Source organism: Mycobacterium sp. 2YAF39 (assembly GCF_052114565.1).
Classification (GTDB): Bacteria; Actinomycetota; Actinomycetes; order Mycobacteriales; family Mycobacteriaceae; genus Mycobacterium.
The window spans coordinates 125001-141409 of record NZ_JBFREZ010000008.1; the positions used below are offsets into that span (position 1 = coordinate 125001).

Annotated in this window: 17 protein-coding genes; 10 read left to right on the top strand and 7 right to left on the bottom strand. The window is 66.5% G+C overall.

What is annotated here, in order from left to right:
• The first annotated feature begins 8 nt into the window (after nt 1-8).
• Nucleotides 9-1136 carry a glycosyltransferase family 4 protein gene (locus AB4Z42_RS22200; RefSeq protein WP_442011382.1) on the top strand — a complete coding sequence of 376 codons (1128 nt, stop codon included), beginning with the start codon at nt 9-11 and terminating at the stop codon, nt 1134-1136.
• Here the strand turns inward: AB4Z42_RS22200 and AB4Z42_RS22205 are convergent.
• Nucleotides 1133-2935 (bottom strand): AMP-dependent synthetase/ligase, encoded by a 1803-nt coding sequence (locus tag AB4Z42_RS22205; RefSeq protein WP_442011383.1) that lies wholly within the window; start codon nt 2933-2935, stop codon nt 1133-1135. The genes AB4Z42_RS22200 and AB4Z42_RS22205 overlap by 4 nt on opposite strands.
• Nucleotides 2936-3028: 93 nt before the next feature.
• Between AB4Z42_RS22205 and AB4Z42_RS22210 the strand changes: the two genes are divergently transcribed.
• The 5 genes from AB4Z42_RS22210 to AB4Z42_RS22230 all read left to right on the top strand — a co-directional run bounded on the left by AB4Z42_RS22210 (nt 3029) and on the right by AB4Z42_RS22230 (nt 6422).
• Nucleotides 3029-3418 carry a polyketide cyclase / dehydrase and lipid transport gene (locus tag AB4Z42_RS22210; RefSeq protein WP_442011384.1) on the top strand — a complete coding sequence of 130 codons (390 nt, stop codon included), beginning with the start codon at nt 3029-3031 and terminating at the stop codon, nt 3416-3418.
• Between the two features lie 68 nt (nt 3419-3486).
• Nucleotides 3487-3927, top strand: coding sequence for an SRPBCC family protein (locus tag AB4Z42_RS22215; RefSeq protein WP_442011385.1), 441 nt, complete (start codon nt 3487-3489; stop codon nt 3925-3927).
• Complete coding sequence (locus AB4Z42_RS22220) at nt 3920-5173, top strand: ArsA family ATPase (protein WP_442011526.1); 1254 nt, start codon at nt 3920-3922, stop codon at nt 5171-5173. Before AB4Z42_RS22215 ends, AB4Z42_RS22220 begins: the two co-directional genes overlap by 8 nt.
• Nucleotides 5170-5589, top strand: coding sequence for a hypothetical protein (locus tag AB4Z42_RS22225; RefSeq protein ID WP_442011386.1), 420 nt, complete (start codon nt 5170-5172; stop codon nt 5587-5589). The genes AB4Z42_RS22220 and AB4Z42_RS22225 overlap by 4 nt, the downstream gene beginning before the upstream one ends.
• Before the next feature lie 107 nt (nt 5590-5696).
• Nucleotides 5697-6422 carry a lysophospholipid acyltransferase family protein gene (locus AB4Z42_RS22230; RefSeq protein WP_442011527.1) on the top strand — a complete coding sequence of 242 codons (726 nt, stop codon included), beginning with the start codon at nt 5697-5699 and terminating at the stop codon, nt 6420-6422.
• Here AB4Z42_RS22230 and AB4Z42_RS22235 read toward each other — a convergent pair.
• Nucleotides 6419-7711: a glycosyltransferase 87 family protein gene (locus AB4Z42_RS22235; RefSeq protein ID WP_442011387.1), complete on the bottom strand. Its 1293-nt coding sequence runs from the start codon at nt 7709-7711 to the stop codon at nt 6419-6421. The genes AB4Z42_RS22230 and AB4Z42_RS22235 overlap by 4 nt on opposite strands.
• 129 nt (nt 7712-7840) lie before the next feature.
• On the opposite strand from AB4Z42_RS22235, the gene AB4Z42_RS22240 reads away from it, so the two are divergent.
• From AB4Z42_RS22240 to AB4Z42_RS22250, 3 genes are read left to right on the top strand one after another with little or no spacing between them, the layout of a single operon-like run.
• Nucleotides 7841-8662, top strand: a complete 822-nt coding sequence (locus AB4Z42_RS22240; protein ID WP_442011528.1) for a hypothetical protein — start codon at nt 7841-7843, stop codon at nt 8660-8662.
• Nucleotides 8659-9156 carry a polyadenylate-specific 3'-exoribonuclease AS gene (locus tag AB4Z42_RS22245; RefSeq protein ID WP_442011388.1) on the top strand — a complete coding sequence of 166 codons (498 nt, stop codon included), beginning with the start codon at nt 8659-8661 and terminating at the stop codon, nt 9154-9156. Before AB4Z42_RS22240 ends, AB4Z42_RS22245 begins: the two co-directional genes overlap by 4 nt.
• A gap of 35 nt (nt 9157-9191) precedes the next feature.
• Nucleotides 9192-10580, top strand: coding sequence for a class II 3-deoxy-7-phosphoheptulonate synthase (locus tag AB4Z42_RS22250; RefSeq protein WP_442011389.1), 1389 nt, complete (start codon nt 9192-9194; stop codon nt 10578-10580).
• A gap of 1 nt (nt 10581) precedes the next feature.
• On the opposite strand, the gene AB4Z42_RS22255 is transcribed toward AB4Z42_RS22250, so the two are convergent.
• Nucleotides 10582-11769: a protein kinase domain-containing protein gene (locus tag AB4Z42_RS22255; protein WP_442011390.1), complete on the bottom strand. Its 1188-nt coding sequence runs from the start codon at nt 11767-11769 to the stop codon at nt 10582-10584.
• A gap of 35 nt (nt 11770-11804) precedes the next feature.
• Here AB4Z42_RS22255 and AB4Z42_RS22260 point away from each other — a divergent pair, with 35 nt between their 5' ends.
• Nucleotides 11805-12209: an Rv2175c family DNA-binding protein gene (locus AB4Z42_RS22260; protein WP_442011391.1), complete on the top strand. Its 405-nt coding sequence runs from the start codon at nt 11805-11807 to the stop codon at nt 12207-12209.
• Here the strand turns inward: AB4Z42_RS22260 and AB4Z42_RS22265 are convergent.
• The 4 genes from AB4Z42_RS22265 to AB4Z42_RS22280 all read right to left on the bottom strand — a co-directional run bounded on the left by AB4Z42_RS22265 (nt 12130) and on the right by AB4Z42_RS22280 (nt 16234).
• On the bottom strand, nt 12130-13671 hold the full coding sequence (locus AB4Z42_RS22265) for an alpha-(1->6)-mannopyranosyltransferase A (protein WP_442011392.1): 1542 nt from the start codon (nt 13669-13671) through the stop codon (nt 12130-12132). The two genes, AB4Z42_RS22260 and AB4Z42_RS22265, sit on opposite strands and share 80 nt — an antisense overlap.
• Before the next feature lie 44 nt (nt 13672-13715).
• Nucleotides 13716-14804 (bottom strand): bifunctional (2E,6E)-farnesyl/geranyl diphosphate synthase, encoded by a 1089-nt coding sequence (gene idsA2, locus AB4Z42_RS22270; protein ID WP_442011393.1) that lies wholly within the window; start codon nt 14802-14804, stop codon nt 13716-13718.
• A 101-nt stretch (nt 14805-14905) separates the two neighbouring features.
• On the bottom strand, nt 14906-15595 hold the full coding sequence (locus tag AB4Z42_RS22275; RefSeq protein ID WP_442011394.1) for an LppM family (lipo)protein: 690 nt from the start codon (nt 15593-15595) through the stop codon (nt 14906-14908).
• Nucleotides 15596-15625: 30 nt separating this feature from the next.
• Nucleotides 15626-16234 carry a GNAT family N-acetyltransferase gene (locus tag AB4Z42_RS22280; protein WP_442011395.1) on the bottom strand — a complete coding sequence of 203 codons (609 nt, stop codon included), beginning with the start codon at nt 16232-16234 and terminating at the stop codon, nt 15626-15628.
• Nucleotides 16235-16409: the final 175 nt, after the last annotated feature.

Below are 16409 nucleotides of genomic sequence, written 5' to 3' on the forward strand. Positions count from 1 at the left end.
GACGGGCGATGAGCCGGGTCCTGCTGGTTACCAACGATTTTCCGCCCCGACGCGGCGGCATCCAGTCATACCTGCAGGAACTCGTCGGGCATCTGGTCGTCGGGGGCGCCCACACACTGACGGTGTACGCCCCCAATTGGAAGGGTTCCGACGAATTCGATCGGGCCGCCGGCTACGAGGTGGTGCGGCACCCCGGCACGTTGATGCTGCCCGAACCGTCCGTGGCAGGACGGATGCGTCGACTCGTCGAGCGCCACGACGCCGACACGGTGTGGTTCGGCGCGGCCGCACCGCTGGCACTGATGGCGCCGCTGGCCCGTGACGCGGGCGCGGGCCGGGTCATCGCGAGCACGCACGGGCACGAGGTCGGCTGGTCGATGCTGCCGCTGGCCCGGACGGCGTTGCGCCGCATCGGTTCCGGCACCGACGCAGTGACATACGTGAGCAGCTACACCCGACGGCGGTTCGCCTCGGCGTTCGGCCCGCGCGCAGCGCTCGAGCATCTGCCCGCCGGCGTGGACACCGAGCGGTTCGCCCCGGACGAGGTCGCGCGCGCCGAGATGCGGGCCCGCTACGGGTTGGGGAATCGTCCCGTCGTGGTCTGCGTATCGCGCCTGGTGCCGCGCAAGGGCCAGGACATGTTGATCCGCGCGCTGCCCGCGATCCGGCAACGTGTGCACGGCGCTGCACTGGTGATCGTTGGCGGCGGCCCCTACCGCTCGTCCCTGCGTCGGCTGGCGCACAACTTCGGCGTCTCCGAACACGTGGTGTTCACCGACGGCGTCCCGGGCGACGAACTGCCCGCCCATCACGCGATGGCCGACGTCTTCGCGATGCCGTGCCGGACCAGAGGTGCGGGCCTGGACGTCGAAGGGCTGGGCATCGTCTACCTGGAGGCATCGGCCTCGGGAGTGCCGGTGGTGGCGGGCCGCTCGGGCGGGGCCCCAGAAACGGTTCTCGACGACGAGACGGGGCTGGTGGTCGACGGCTGGGACGTCGGCGCCATCACGGCGAGCGTCAGTGACCTGCTCGCCGATCCCGCTCGGGCGGCGCGAATGGGTGCGGCGGGTCGGCGCTGGGTGGTCGACAACTGGCAATGGAAGACGCAGGCCGCCCGATTGGCCGAACTGCTCTAGTCTTTGGTGTACAGGCCCTCGATATCGGCGGCGAACTTCTCGGCGACCACCTTGCGCTTGACCTTCATCGTCGGTGTCAGCTCGCCCGTGTCCTCGGTGAAATCGACCGGCAGAATCCGGAACTTGCGGATCGCCTCGGCCTTGGACACCGCCTCATTGGCCTCCTTGACCGCCAGATCGATCTCGGCGACGAGGTCGGGGTCGGCAGCCAGGTCGCCCACCGACGCGCCCGCGTTCTTGCCGTTGCGTTCCTTCCAGCTGCCGAACGCCTCGGGGTCGATCGTGATCAGCGCCGCGATGAACGGTTTGGCGTCCCCGACCGCCATCGCCTGACTGATCAACGGGTGGGCGCGCAGCCGGTCTTCGAGGACGGCGGGTGCGACGTTCTTGCCGCCCGCGGTGACGATGATCTCCTTCTTGCGTCCGATGATGGTCAAGAAGCCGTCGTCGTCGATCGCGCCCAGATCGCCCGTGTGGAACCAGCCGTCGGAGAACACCGCGTTGGTCTCGGCTTCGTTGCCCCAGTAGCCGCTGAACACCACGCCGCCCTTGACCAGCAGCTCGCCGTCGTCGCCCAACTTCATACTGTTACCGGGCAGGAGCTTGCCGACCGAACCCACGCGCAGGTCGCTGACACGGTTGACGGTGATTGCCGCACTGGTCTCGGTGAGCCCGTATCCCTCGTAGATCGAGAGCCCCGCACCGCGGTAGAAGTGCCCGAGGCGCGCGCCCAACGGGGCCCCGCCGGAGATCGCCGCGTGGCAGTTGCCGCCGAGCGCGGCCCGCAGCTTGCCGTAGACGAGCTTGTCGAACAGCGCGTGTTTGACCTTGAGCACGAGCCCGGCGCCGCCGCGGTCCTGGGCCTCGCTCCATTCGATCGCCGCCTCGGCCGCAGCGGCGAAAATCTTGCCCTTGCCGCCACTTACGGCGTTCTGTTCGGCGGTGTTGTACACCTTCTCGAACACCCGGGGTACCGACACCACCAACGTCGGCTTGAACACCGCGAACGTGGGGACGAGGTTCTTGATGTCGCTGCTGAACCCGAGCGTGACCTTGTTGGTGAACGCCGCGACGGTGATCGCGCGGGCCAGCACGTGCGCGAGCGGCAGGAACACCAGCATGCGTTCGCCCTTGGCCAGGTGCGTCGGGAAGCAGTCCTTGGCGCCGCGGATCTCGTAGAGCAGGTTGGAGTGAGTGAGCTGGCAGCCCTTGGGCCTGCCGGTGGTGCCCGACGTGTAGATCAGTGTCGCGGGGTCGGCGGACGTCAGCCCGGCCAGCCGGTCGTCGAGCTGTTTGGCGTCGACGGCCTTGCCGGCATCGGTGAGCGCGTCCATCGCCGGCGTGCCCGACCCGTCGATCCGCAGCACAGTGCGCAGCGACGGCAGATCGCCGCGGAACTGTTCGATCTTGTCGGCGTGCGCGTCGGACTCGGTGACGATCAGCACCGCACCGGAATCCTCCAGCACCCACTTCACCTGCTCGGCGGAGCTGGTCTCATAGATCGGCACCGTGACAGCGCCCGCCGCCAGGATCGCGAAGTCCAGGATCGGCCATTCGTAGCGGGTCGCGGACAACACGGCGACGCGGTCACCGGGCGCCACCCCTTCGGCGATCAGGCCCAGGGCTGCCGCCCGGATCTGCTCCGCGACCTGCTTGCACGTGACATCCGTCCAGACGCCGTCGACCAGGCGCTGGATGATCACGTGGTCGGGATCGTCGCGTTCGTGGCTGAAAACGCAGCTGACGACGTTGTCGTGCTCGCCGACGGAGAAGGAGGCGGGGACACTGAACTCACGCACGATCTTGGCCTCTCGACTAGCTGCTTTTGCCGTTCACAGCGTAGTCGGCCACCGTGAGCGGCGGTCCAGGCACATATGTGAAGCTGTTGACCCATGAACAGCATCCAGATCGCGGACGAGACGTTCGTCGCCGCCGACCCCGTCGAGGTGGGCATGGCGGTCGGCGACCCCGCCAGCTGGCGCCGCTGGTGGCCCGATCTGCGGCTGACCGTTGTCGAGGATCGGGGTGCGGCGGGGCACCGGTGGACGGTTACCGGCGCGCTCACCGGCACGATGGAGGTGTGGCTGCAACCCGCTCTCGACGGGGTGATCCTGCACTATTTCGTTCATGCTGAGCCGTCCGGTGTGGCGGCCTGGCAGTTGGCCAAGATGAACCTAGCGAAGATGAACCATCAGCGCCGGGTGGCGGGAAAAGAGATGGCGTTCGAGTTGAAGAGGCGTCTGGAGGCTACACGACCAGTGGGGGTGTCCCGGCTGGCGTGAGTCGTGGGCTCAAGTCAGCGCAGCGGGGTAGATTTTCTGCCATCGGCAGATAGACGGGGAAGAAGGCAGTGGCGGACAAGACGGCGCAGACCATCTACATAGATGCCGACCCTTCGACGGTTATGGATGTCATCGCCGACATCGCGTCCTATCCGGAGTGGGTCAACGAGTACAAGGACTGTGAAGTCCTCGAGGCGGACCCGGAAGGGTATCCGAAGACGGCGCGCCTTGTGCTGGATGCCGCGGTGCTCAAGGACACGATGGTGTTGGCATACGACTGGAAGCAGGTCGACCGCGGATCGGTGGAGTGGACGTTGGTGTCCAGCTCGCTGCTGAGGGCGCTCGATGGTGCATATCGGTTGTCGCCCAAGGGGTCCGGAACGGACGTCACCTACGAACTGTCGGTCGATCTGATCATCCCGATGATCGGACTGCTCAAGCGCAAGGCTGAGCGGAGGCTGACCGATACGGCGTTGAAGGACCTCAAGAAACGAGCCGAGGCTGAGTGATACGGCCCGGATCAGTCTTTTCGTCGGTAAGGGCGGCGTAGGAAAGTCAACGTTGGCTACGGCCACCGCCGTACGTGACGCGCGCACGGGCATGCGGGTGCTGATCGTGTCGACGGACCAGGCGCACTCGATCGGCGATGTGCTCGGCACACCGATCACCCCGACCGGACGCCGTGAACCTACCCGGGTCCTCGCCGAGCTCGATGGTGGACGCGACGCCGGCGGCGGCCTCCTCGACGCACTCGCACTCGACACATTGGCGCTTCTGGAGACTCATTGGCGCGACATCGCCGGTGTGCTTGCCGGCAAGTTTCCCGAATCTGATGTGGGAAACGTTGCTCCGGAAGAACTTTCGGCGTTACCGGGCATTCAGGAAGTGCTGGGGCTGCACGAGGTCGGCGAACTGGCGGCCTCGGGCGAGTGGGACCACGTCGTCGTGGACTGCGCATCGACCGCCGACGCGTTGCGCATGCTCACGCTGCCCGCGACGTTCGGGCTGTATCTCGAGCGGGCCTGGCCGCGGCATCGCCGGCTGTCCGGTGCCGACGATGCGCGCTCAGCGGCGGTTGTCGGCCTCCTCGAACGCATCGGCGCGGGTACGGAGCGCCTCAGCGTGCTGCTCACGAACGGCTCCGTGCTTAGCGCGCATCTGGTGATGACCGCCGAGCGGGTGGTCGCCGCCGAGGCGGCGCGCACACTGGGTTCACTTGCGCTGATGGGGGTGCGGATCGACGAACTGATCGTCAACCAGATTCTGGTGCAAGACGATTCGTTCGAGTATCGCAACCTGCCGGAACATCCGGCCTTCGACTGGTACTCAGAGCGGATCTCCGAGCAGCAGGCCGTGCTCGACGAGCTCGACACCCTGATCGGCGACGTGCAGCTCGTGCTGGTCCCGCACCTGGCCGGCGAGCCGATTGGCGCCAAAGCACTCGGCGAGCTGCTCGACGCGGCGCGCAGACGCGACGGTTCGCCACCTCCAGGACCGCTGCGGCCGGTGGTCGACAGGGAATCCGGAACCGGTCTCGAGGCCGTCTACCGAATGCGGCTAGAGTTGCCCCACGTCGATTCGACCGCCCTCTCACTCGGGCGGGTCGACGATGACTTGATCATCGGTGCCGGCGGGATGCGGCGCCGTGTCCGGCTGGCTTCGGTACTGCGTCGCTGCATCGTGATGGACGCGCAGCTGCGGGGAAGTGAGCTGACAGTGCGGTTCCGACCAAATCCGGAGGTGTGGCCAAAGTGAGTGGCGAACACCCCGATCTCGGTCCGGAGCTTCGGCAGCTGGCGCAGACCATCCTGGACCGGCTCGACCCCGCGTTGCGAATCGCCGCGGCGCGCGCGGCGGCCAGCGGCGCCGGTGCCAGCAAGTGCCAGCAGGTGTGGTGTCCGGTGTGTGCGCTGGCGGCGCTGGCGTCGGGTGAACAGCATCCGCTGCTGACCGTCGTTGCTGATCACAGCGTCGCGCTTCTCGGGGTCGTCAGGACGCTCATAGAAAATGCAGAGAACCCCGGGCAGCCGGCAGACGCAGGGCAGTCGGGTGGCGTACCGCCTCCACCGCCGCCGGACGGGGCGTCGCCGCCGGAACCGCCCGATGGCGATCCGCCTCCGCCGCCGGGGCCTGGGCGATATCAGCACATTCCGGTAACGGTCGAGGAGTAGCCGGATTCAATCTCGGCACCGACGTGGTTGTGTTGTGGTCGCATACGGGGTGCGTGGGTACAGTTGTCGCAGAACACCGCGGTGTGTTCGATCATCAGGAGGGGCCCGTGTGGTATTGGCTGTTCAAGTACATCTTCATGGGTCCATTGCTGACGCTGCTGGGCCGGCCGAAAGTTGAAGGGCTGGAGTATATTCCGCGCTCGGGACCGGTGATCTTGGCCAGCAATCACCTCGCCGTCGCGGACAGCTTCTACAAGCCTCTGGTGGTCCGGCGCCGCATCACGTTCCTGGCCAAGGCCGAGTACTTCACAGGAACCGGGATCAAAGGCTGGTTCCAGCGGTGGTTCTACACCGCAGCGGGCCAGGTGCCGATCGACCGCTCCGATGCCGACAGCGCGCAGGCCGCGTTGACCACGGCCGCGCGGGTCCTCGGTGAGGGCAAGCTGCTCGGCATGTACCCGGAGGGCACGCGCTCACCCGACGGACGGCTCTACAAGGGCAAGACGGGGCTGGCACGGCTCGCGCTGGAGACGGGCGTTCAGGTGATTCCGGTCGCGATGATCGGAACCGACGTCGTCAATCCGCCCGGCAAAAAAGGATGGCGGTTCGGCCGCGTCACGGTGAAGTTCGGCAAGCCGATGGATTTCAGCCGGTTCGAGGGGCTGGCGGGCAACAGGTTCATCGAGCGCGCGGTGATCGACGAGGTGATGTACGAGCTGATGCGGCTGTCCGGTCAGGAGTACGTCGACCTCTACGCAGCCGACGTCAAGGAGGGCAAGGCGGACAGCGCGGCCAAGCCGTCGGCACGCATGCCCGAGGTAGCAGCCGGTTAGTTGACCGCGGCGACCCGAGCCTGGTCGACGGCCGGATCATTGCGTACCGCAGGGCGCGACGACAGCGTGCCCGCGACGATGATCACCGCGATACCCCACCAGACGTACGATCCGCCTGCCAGCTGGCGCCATAGCGACGCCGAGGTCTCCTCGTGTTCGGGCATCAGCGGGATCGGCGTCCAGATCATCAGCGAAATGCCCACGGCGGACACGACAGCCAGCGCCGCATGCCGCTGCCGATAGGCCACGATGCTGGTGACCAGAACCGTCGGCAGGACCCACACCCAGTGATGTGACCAGGACACCGGCGACACCACGAGTCCGAACATCGCCACACAGATCAGCGCGAGGATCGGTTGTCCGGCCTTGAGGGCCCGTCGCGCGGCCCAGATCGTCACCCCGAGCACCGCGAAGCAGGCGACGGTCCACAACACGAAGCGCAGTCCCTCGCCGATGCCCAGCCGGGCCAGTGCACCTGCGATGTTCTGGTTGGTGTTTAGCGTCGCGGTGCCGATGCGGTCGGTGTTGCGGACCGTCTCCGTCCAGTATTCGAACGAGTCGCTCCAGGTGAACGCGAACCCGGCGAGCGTGCCGACCACGGCCGAGGCGGCGGAGACGATCAGCGCGCGGGTATCGCGGCGGAGCACGAAGTACAGCAGGAACACCGCAGGTGTGAGTTTGAGTGCGATCGCCAGCCCCAGCAGCATTCCGCGCGGCCACGGCGTCTTTCTCGGCACGCAGTCGGCGATGACCAGCGTCATCAACACCACGTTGATCTGGCCGAAGTCGAAGTTCGACCGGATCGGTTCGAAGAAGATCACGGCGGGCGCCACGATCGCCGCGGCCAGCCAGGCCCGGCGCAGCCACGCCGGCTCGGCGGTAACCGCGCTGCGGCCCACCGCCGGATTCGGCCACACGTCCATGCGCGTCAGCAGGATGGTCGTCGCGACGATCAGCAGTATGAGCGTGGTGAGGGTGATGGCGATGCTGGCAGCGTCGAGTGACAACAGCGCGAAGGGGGAGAACACGACGGCGGCCAGTGGCGGATAGGTGAAGGGCAGATCGAGCCCGCCGCGGGTGTGGAACATCACGCCGTCGGCGTACAGCGGCCGGCCGTCGAGCCAGGCCTGGCCGCCCATCCGGTAGACATCGATATCGATGCGGTACGGAATATGTCCCAGTAGCCGCCAGCCCGCCAAGACCAACGCCGCCGCGGTCAGCAGCTGAAACAGCCGCCAACCGAGCGTTCGTGCCCAAACAGGCCCCTCGGGCGACCGCCGAATACTCATTTCGCGACCAGACTATCGGCCGTCATCGGCGCGTCGGACGGTATCCCGGGCGTGACACGCGCAGGTCGGCGTAAGTTTTCGACCGTGGACGAGGCCTTCGATCTTGACTTCGGCATCCCACATGGCCGGATGCCGCTGGTGTTCTGCCTGGTCGCATTCATTCTCACGTTCTTTGTGACACGCACCATCGTCCGGTACATACGCAGCCAAGCGGGCTCCGACGCGCCGCGGAAGTGGTGGCAGCCACGCAACATTTCCGCAGGAGGCGGACTGCACATCCACCACGTAGTCATCGGTGTGATCCTGGTCATGATTTCTGGTGTGTCGATGGTGACTTTGTCGGTCAACGGGGGTGTACCCGAATTCACGGTCGCGGCAACCTTTTTCGGTATCGGTGCAGCACTGGTACTGGATGAGTTCGCGCTGATCCTGCATTTGCAGGACGTGTACTGGGCCGAGGACGGGCGAACTTCGGTCGATGCCGTGTTCGCCGCCGTAGCCGTCGCCGGACTGCTAGTTCTCGGCTTCAATCCGCTGTCGTTCTTCGATGTCGACATCTGGCAGAACGATCACTCGATCGCGGCGCGGGCCAGCGTGATCGTGCTGGCGGCGTTCACCCTTTCCCTCGCCGTCATCGTGCTTCTCAAGGGCAAGGTGTGGACCGGGCTGGTCGGAATGTTCATCACCCCCCTCCTTTTCATCGGTGCGATTCGGCTGTCCCGGCCGCACGCACCCTGGGCGCGCTGGCGGTACAGCAAAAGGCCCAAGAAGATGCACCGGGCGCTGATCCGGGAACGCCGGTTGCGGCGGCCGGTGGTGCAGGCGAAGCTCTGGCTCCAGCACGTCGTCGCCGGTGAACCGCACTTCCCGGACGATTCCGAGGTCGATCAGGAACTCGACCGCGAGATCCATGCCGCTCCGACGCCGGAGCGAACGGTGGCCGGGGTGTGAAGTATTTCTATGACACCGAGTTCATCGACAACGGCCGGACCATCGAGCTGATCTCGATTGGCGTCGCGGCCGAAGACGGGCGCGAATACTACGGTATTTCAACGGAATTCAACCCGGACCAGGCGGGAAGCTGGGTGCGCAAGCACGTGCTGCCCAAACTTCCGTCGCCATCGTCGCAGCTGTGGCGCTCCCGGCGGCAGATCCGCTCCGAACTCGAGGACTTCTTCGGCGTCGACGGAGACGAGCCGATCGAGCTGTGGGCGTGGGTCGGGGCCTACGACCACGTCGTGCTGTGCCAGTTGTGGGGCCCGATGACCGACCTGCCGCCCGCGATTCCTCGGTTCACCCGCGAGCTGCGGCAGTTCTGGGAGGAGCGGGGATCGCCCCGGATGCCGCCCCGTCCGCGCGATGCGCACGACGCCCTGGTCGACGCACGCCACAACCTGATGCGATTCCAGCTGATGACGACGGGAGAAGTGCCAGTCCAGCGGTGAAAAATCCAGTATCGGCGTCCAGTTACCATTGACGGGTGAACTGGACCGTCGACGTACCCATCGACCAGCTGCCTGCGCTACCGCCGCTGCCCGATGAGCTCCGGCATCGCCTGGACTCAGCACTTGCCAAGCCGGCGGCGCAACAACCCAGCTGGGACGCCGATCAGGCCAAGGCGATGCGGACAGTGCTGGAAAGCGTCCCCCCGATCACCGTTGCCTCCGAGATCGAACGGCTCAAGGGCCTGCTGGCCGACGTGGCCCGCGGTGAGGCGTTCCTGCTGCAGGGCGGCGACTGCGCCGAGACGTTCGCCGACAACACCGAGCCTCACATCCGGGGCAACATCCGGACCCTGCTGCAGATGGCGGTGGTGCTGACCTACGGGGCGAGCACGCCGGTGATCAAGCTCGCCCGGATCGCCGGGCAGTACGCCAAGCCGCGCTCGTCGGACACCGACGCGCTGGGGCTGAAGTCCTACCGCGGCGACATGATCAACGGCTTCGCTCCCGACGCCGCGGTGCGCGAGCATGATCCGTCACGGCTCGTGCGCGCGTACGCCAACGCGAGCGCCGCGATGAATCTGACGCGGGCCCTGACATCGGGCGGCCTCGCGTCACTGGACCTGGTGCACGACTGGAACCGAGAGTTCGTCCGCACGTCGCCTGCCGGTGCCAGGTACGAGGCGCTCGCGGGTGAGATCGATCGCGGGTTGCGCTTCATGAACGCCTGCGGCGTCAACGACCCCAACCTGCGGACCGCCGAGATCTACGCCTCGCACGAGGCTCTGGTGCTCGACTACGAGCGCGCGATGCTGCGGCTTGCGGAGACAGACGCGGGCGAGACGGCACTGTTCGACATGTCCGCGCACTATGTGTGGGTGGGTGAGCGGACCCGCCAGCTCGACGGCGCGCACATCGCGTTCGCCGAGGTGATCGCCAATCCGATCGGCGTCAAACTCGGCCCGACGATGACGCCGGAACTCGCCGTCGAGTACGTCGAGCGGCTCGACCCGAACAACGAACCGGGCCGACTGACATTGGTGACCCGCTTCGGCAACAACAAGATTCGCGACCTGCTGCCGCCGATCATCGAGAAGGTGCAGGCCACCGGCCATCAGGTGATCTGGCAGTGCGATCCGATGCACGGCAACACCCACGAGTCGTCGACCGGCTACAAGACCCGCCACTTCGACCGGATCGTCGATGAGGTGCAGGGCTTCTTCGAGGTGCACCGCGCACTGGGTACTCATCCGGGTGGCATCCACGTCGAGATCACCGGCGAGAACGTCACCGAGTGCCTCGGCGGCGCGCAGGACATCTCGGATTCGGATCTGGCCGGGCGCTACGAAACCACCTGCGACCCGCGGTTGAACACCCAGCAGTCATTGGAGCTGGCGTTCCTGGTCGCCGAGATGCTGCGCGACTGAGCTACAGAAGCGAGCCGATATTGCCGCCGACCGTCCACGCGCCTGCCGCGACAAGGCCGGTCAGGGTGATGACGGCGATCACCCAGAACATCAGCACCCGCTTGGCGCGTTGTTGCGCCCAGTAGAAATCGTCGAGGTCCACACCGGCGAATTGCCCTGATACGGGCTCATATTCGGACTCCTGCGGCGGTATGTCGTCGCGGGTGATCTCGCGGGTGTGCTGGCGCGGCGGCTGCGCGGCGGGCGGGGGTTTCCTTGCGGCGGTGGCGGCGGTGACCGCCGCGGCGTGCTGAGCCGAGTTGCTGGGCGCGGGAACGCGGAAAGCCGGCAGGCCGAGGTCGTCGACGATCGCCGCCAGATCATCGGCCATATCCTTGGCGTCGGTGTACCGCCCCGCCGGGTCGCGGACGGTCGCGTGCAGCACCAGTTCGTCGAATTGTCTTGGTACACCGGTGATCACCGTGCCCGGTGCGGGTACGTCGCGGTCCATTCGCTGGTACGCCACCGCCAGCGCGGTGTCGCCGGTGAACGGGGTGTCGCCGGTCAGGAGCTCGTAGGCGAGGATGCCCACCGAGTACACATCGCTGCGTGGGTCGGCGTCACCGGTGCTGACCTGCTCCGGCGATAGATAGGCCGCGGTGCCCAGGATGACACTGGTGGACGTGATCTTGGCTTCGGCGACGGCCCGAACCAGTCCGAAGTCGGCGATCTTGACCTCGCCACGATCGGAGATCAACACGTTCTCCGGCTTGATGTCGCGGTGCACGAGGCCGGCTGCGTGCGCAGCCGCCAGTCCGCCGAGCACGGGCGCCAGCACCGCGGCGACGGCGTGTGGCGGCATCGGGCCGCGCTCGCGCAGCAGTTCCCGCAGCGTGCCGCCTTCGACGAGTTCCATCACCAGGTACGGATGCCTACCGTCGATGCCCTGGTCGTAGACGGAGACGAGCCCGGGATTGCTGAGCCGGGCGACCGCGCGCGCCTCACGCTGGAACCGGGTGAGGAACTGTTGGTCACCCGCGTACTTGGACTCCATGACCTTCAGCGCGACGGGCCGGTCGAGGCGAATGTCGAGTCCGCGATACACGGAACTCATCCCGCCGGTGGCGATCATGGTGTCGACGCGGTACCGACCGTCCAGCACGGCCCCGACGAGCGGGCCCGACTGTTGGTAGGTCTCCACCAAAGACATGTTACGAGTCGACCCGGGCGACTTAGACTCGACGCGTGAGCAGCATTCCGGCCGCCGACGATGTTCTTGATCCCGCTGAGGCCGTCTACGACCTGTCCACTGTCGCCGATCTGCTCGGTGTCCCGGTCACCAAGGTGCACCAGCATCTGCGTGAAGGCCACCTGATCGGCGTGCGACGCGACGGCATCGTGGTCGTGCCGAAGATCTTCTTCGACGACACCGGCCAGGTGGTGAAGAGCCTGCACGGTCTGCTCGTGGTGCTGCGCGACGGCGGGTACCACGAAACCGAGATCGTGCGCTGGTTGTTCACACCCGATCCGTCACTGACCATCAGGCGAGACGGAGCGCCGGACAAGCAGGCTAATGCCCGGCCGGCTGATGCGCTGCACTCGCATCAGGCCCGTGAGGTGGCGCGTCGGGCCCAGGCGATGGCTTACTGACCGCACTGAGCTCGGGCGCTTTGTAGAGCGAGTACCAAGCTCCGCCGGCCAATGCGGTGGCCAGCAGCACATGCGGCCACGAGTACATGCCGTGCGCGCCGTCGGGTTTCCAGATCACCGTGATCCATGTGGACAGACCCGCGATGATCGCGATCGACGATCTGCTCTGCGTGAGCGCCGCGATGACCGCCAGCGGCCAGGTGTAATACCAGGGCAGCGCGGCCGGAACAAACAGCACCACGACGGCCATCACCAGGGCGATGCCGACAAGTGCCTCGCGGTCCGTATGACGAAACCGCCACCACAACAACGGAAGTGAGATGGCGATGACGGCGATGCCGATGATCCGGGCAACGTCGAGCACGGCGTAGAAGTTCACCGGCATGAACAGGCCCGCGAAGACGTTGATGAGGTTGGCCGCCGCGGTCGGCAGCGTCAGCCAGTTGATGATCTTCACCGAACCGGCCAGCGCCGTCAGCCAGCCGAGTCCAACGCCTGCGGCCAATGACAGCACGGCGAACACCGCGACGAAGATCAGCCCGGAGGCCGCGGTGGCGGCGGCGAACGCCTTGATGGGTTTATAGCCGCGCCGTCGCCGAAGGTCGCGCGTCCACACCCACACCATGAACGGAAGTGCAAGGCCCCCCGTGGCTTTCACCGCGACCGCGACGGCGATCAGGCTCACGCCCCAGAAGTGGTGGCCGCTGAAGGTCAGCGCGATCGCGGCCATCATGAGCCCGACCATCAGCATCTCGTTGTGCACGCCACCCATCAGATGAATGATCACGAGGGGGTTCAGCACGCATATCCACAGCGCCGCAGCGCCGTTGGCACCGACGTGACGGGCCACCCGCGGCGCCGCCCAGATCAGCAGCGCCAAACCGGGCAGCATGCACAACCGCAACAGCATCGTGCCCGCGACGACGTCCTCGCCGACCAGCAGGGTGACGAATTTTGCGACGAGGATGAAGGCGGGTCCGTATGGCGCGGTCGTCGTGGTCCAGATGGGACTCACGTTCTCCAGCAACGAGTTCGGATTGTCGATGGGCCCGACCACGTACGGGTCGAAGCCGTCGCGCAGAAGTGCACCCTGCGCCAGGTACGAATAGGTGTCGCGGCTGAACACCGGGACGCTCAGCAGCAGCGGCGTCAACCAGAATGCGGTCGTCGCGATCATGGTGTACTCGGTCGCGCTGCGGTCGATCACGCTGCGGCCCAGCCGCAGCCAGGCCAGCAGCATCAGTGCCACGCCGACCCACAGCAGCACCGACGACAGCACCAGCCCGTGGCCGAAGCGCAGCCAGGACAGGTGCAGCGATTCCAGCAGTGGGTCGTGCAACCGCGTGCTGCCCGCGCCGAGCCCGCCGGCGGTGATCAGGACTGCGCCGACGGCTCCCATGCGCGCCGGCTTCGCCTCGGGTGACCTCGCGAACGCGGTGAACCGTGAAACATGTTGCGCCATAGCCGATGTTTTCGACGGAAGCGCCGGTGTCGGAGTTGTCATTCTCAGGCGGACCGGTTGGCGGCCAATCTTGCCAGCTCGGAGAGACCGACCTTGGCCTGCGGGTCGATCGGTGCGGCGTCAAGGCCGGCGATCGCGCGCCGGGTGAGCTCGTCGATCCGGTCCTCGACGGCGGCCAGTGCGCCGACCGATTCGATGACCAGACACAGATCCTTCACCTGTGCGTCGGAGAGCTCGGTGCCGATCGACGTGCGGAGCAGTTTGGCTCCCATCGGATCGTGTTTCTCGGCCAGTTCGACCGCCTCGGCAAGCAGCACCGTCCGCTTACCCGAACGCAGGTCGTCGCCGGAGGGCTTGCCGGTGACCGCGGGATCACCGAAGACGCCGAGCACGTCGTCGCGCAGCTGGAACGCGATGCCCAGGTTGGTGCCCAGGTCGTGGAAGATGGTCTGCACATCCGGACGGTCCGCTGCCGCGGCGGCGCCCAGCTGCAAGGGGCGCGAAATGGTGTACGACGCAGTCTTATAGACGTTCACGGTCATCGCCGACGCCACCGACTCGGCGCGGCTGGCCTCGGCCACGATGTCGAGATATTGGCCGCCGAGGACCTCGGTGCGGATTGCGCCCCAGATGACGTGCACGCGGCGGTGCGCCTCGATAGGAAGATCGACCGTCGCGACGATGTCGTCGGCCCACACCAGCGCGAGGTCACCGAGCAGGATCGCCGCCGACAGACCGAACTGGTCCGCCTGTCCGTGCCAGTCGTGGCTGCGGTGCTTCTCGGCGAAAAGCCGATGCACCGTCGGCAGCCCGCGACGGGTCGCCGAGGCATCGATGACGTCGTCGTGAACGAGGGCGCAGGCGTGTAGCAGCTCGAGCGCGGAGAACAGTCGCAGCGCCTGCTCTTCGTCGTGTACATCGGGGTTGTCGGCGACCGCACGCCAGCCCCAGTACGCGAACGCGGGCCGGATTCGCTTGCCGCCGCGCAGCACGAACTCCTCCAGCGCAGCGGTCAGTTCCCCGTAATCGGCGCCCATATAGGCGCAATCGCTGCGGCGCTCGCTGAGATAGGCGCGCAGTTGCTCGGTGACGGCCGTGGTCAGTTCAATGGCAGACGGAGCCGCTGCGGACACGCTCAGCGCCCCTTTCTTTGTGCACCACTCGCCCCCGAGTGCATTTCAGAGTAGAGCCTGCGCCTGTTGGTTTAGCAAGTCAGTGTCCGGCGCATCCGCGACTAGCCGCGGGTCTCGCCGACGAGGGGAGACTGGTCGCGGTTGTAGTAGGCGAGTCCGCCGATGATCGCGGCCACCAGGAATGACCCGATCGCGAGCCAGATCGCCGCGCCGGTGAACGAGCGGGCGCTGGGATCGGTGTAGCGAGCCTGGGCGTTCATGGTCGTGACGACGCCGGGCCGCAGTTTCCACTCGACGATCTCGGCCGACACCTGGTCGCCATTGGTCGATGTCACTTCGCCGGGGAATGAGACCGAAAGCGATACATCTGCCTCGGGGTCGCTGAGCGAGGTCAGGTCGACACGGCCCTCAAGGATCACCAGGTCGCCGGCGCGCCGCAGCGCGATGTCCACCCCCGCGGCGTCGCGGTTCATGTTGGCAAGCTGGGGGAGCTCGGCGAAGGTGAGATCCGAGAACACCGCCTGCGAACCGACATAGTCGTCGCGGCTGTACTCCGACACCGCCACCTTGTTGGCGAAAGTCAGGTTGTTGAGGAGTTGCGGGCCTCTGTCGTCGGCGTTGCGCGGTTTCGCCGCCGCGACGATCTGTCCCGACACCCTGTCGTCCGGCGACACCGTGATCGACGTCCTGACCCGCACGCATCCGACGAGTGACGGCAGGACGACGAGGATGAGTAACGCAACGACGAGAAGCCGTCTTCTGCCACGCTTGCGCGGCGGGTGAGCGAGCACGTGGTTATCGTGCCAGAACCCACAATGCGGTTACAGGGGAAGTGCTCGGCCCAGGATGGCAAAGGCCCGCGGGTCGCCCGCGAAGTGGTAGCCGCGGATGACGTCGGCGAAGCCGAGGCGGCGGTACAGCCGCCATGCCCGGTTGGCTTCGCCGTTGATTTCGGGCGTCGACAGCAGTACGTGGGATTCGTCGCGGTCCGCGAGCAGCCGGCGGGCCAGCGCCTCACCGAGGCCGCGGCCCTGCGCTCCAGGCTGGATGTGTAGCTCGGTCAGCTCGAAGTAGCTCGTCATGAGCTCGGCGATGCGCGCGGACTCCGCACCGACGCGGTGTAGACCCGCGACCACCTGCTGCTGCCACCACTGGTCGGGCGCCCCGCAATAGCCGTACGCGATACCGAGCAGGGGTGCCGCGGCCAGCTCCATCGCCGACAGGGCGGTCGAGTCGGATTCGTCCCGGTCAGGGGCCTCGACCGCGGCGACGGCCTTCCAGCCGCCCCGCTGCGTGTGCTCGAGCCACATCGACGCCCGCTGGTCTTCTGTGCCGCGTGGATACCGCATTGCGTCCACGTAGACGGCGAGTGCGTCACCGAGCCGGCGTTGCATATCGCTCGGCGACAGATCGATCAGAAATGGCGCCAACTTGCTCCTGTCCCTGAACAGCGTTTCGCGGTCACGTGCACACCATTATCGAGTGGAGAGTGGTGATGCTTGCCAGCGGCGGGGTACGTCATACAATCGGGCGTCGAACTAGGTGGTACGGCTCAGAATGACCTCGTATCATGACTCTTAGGCGTTCGCGTTTGCGAGCGGACAT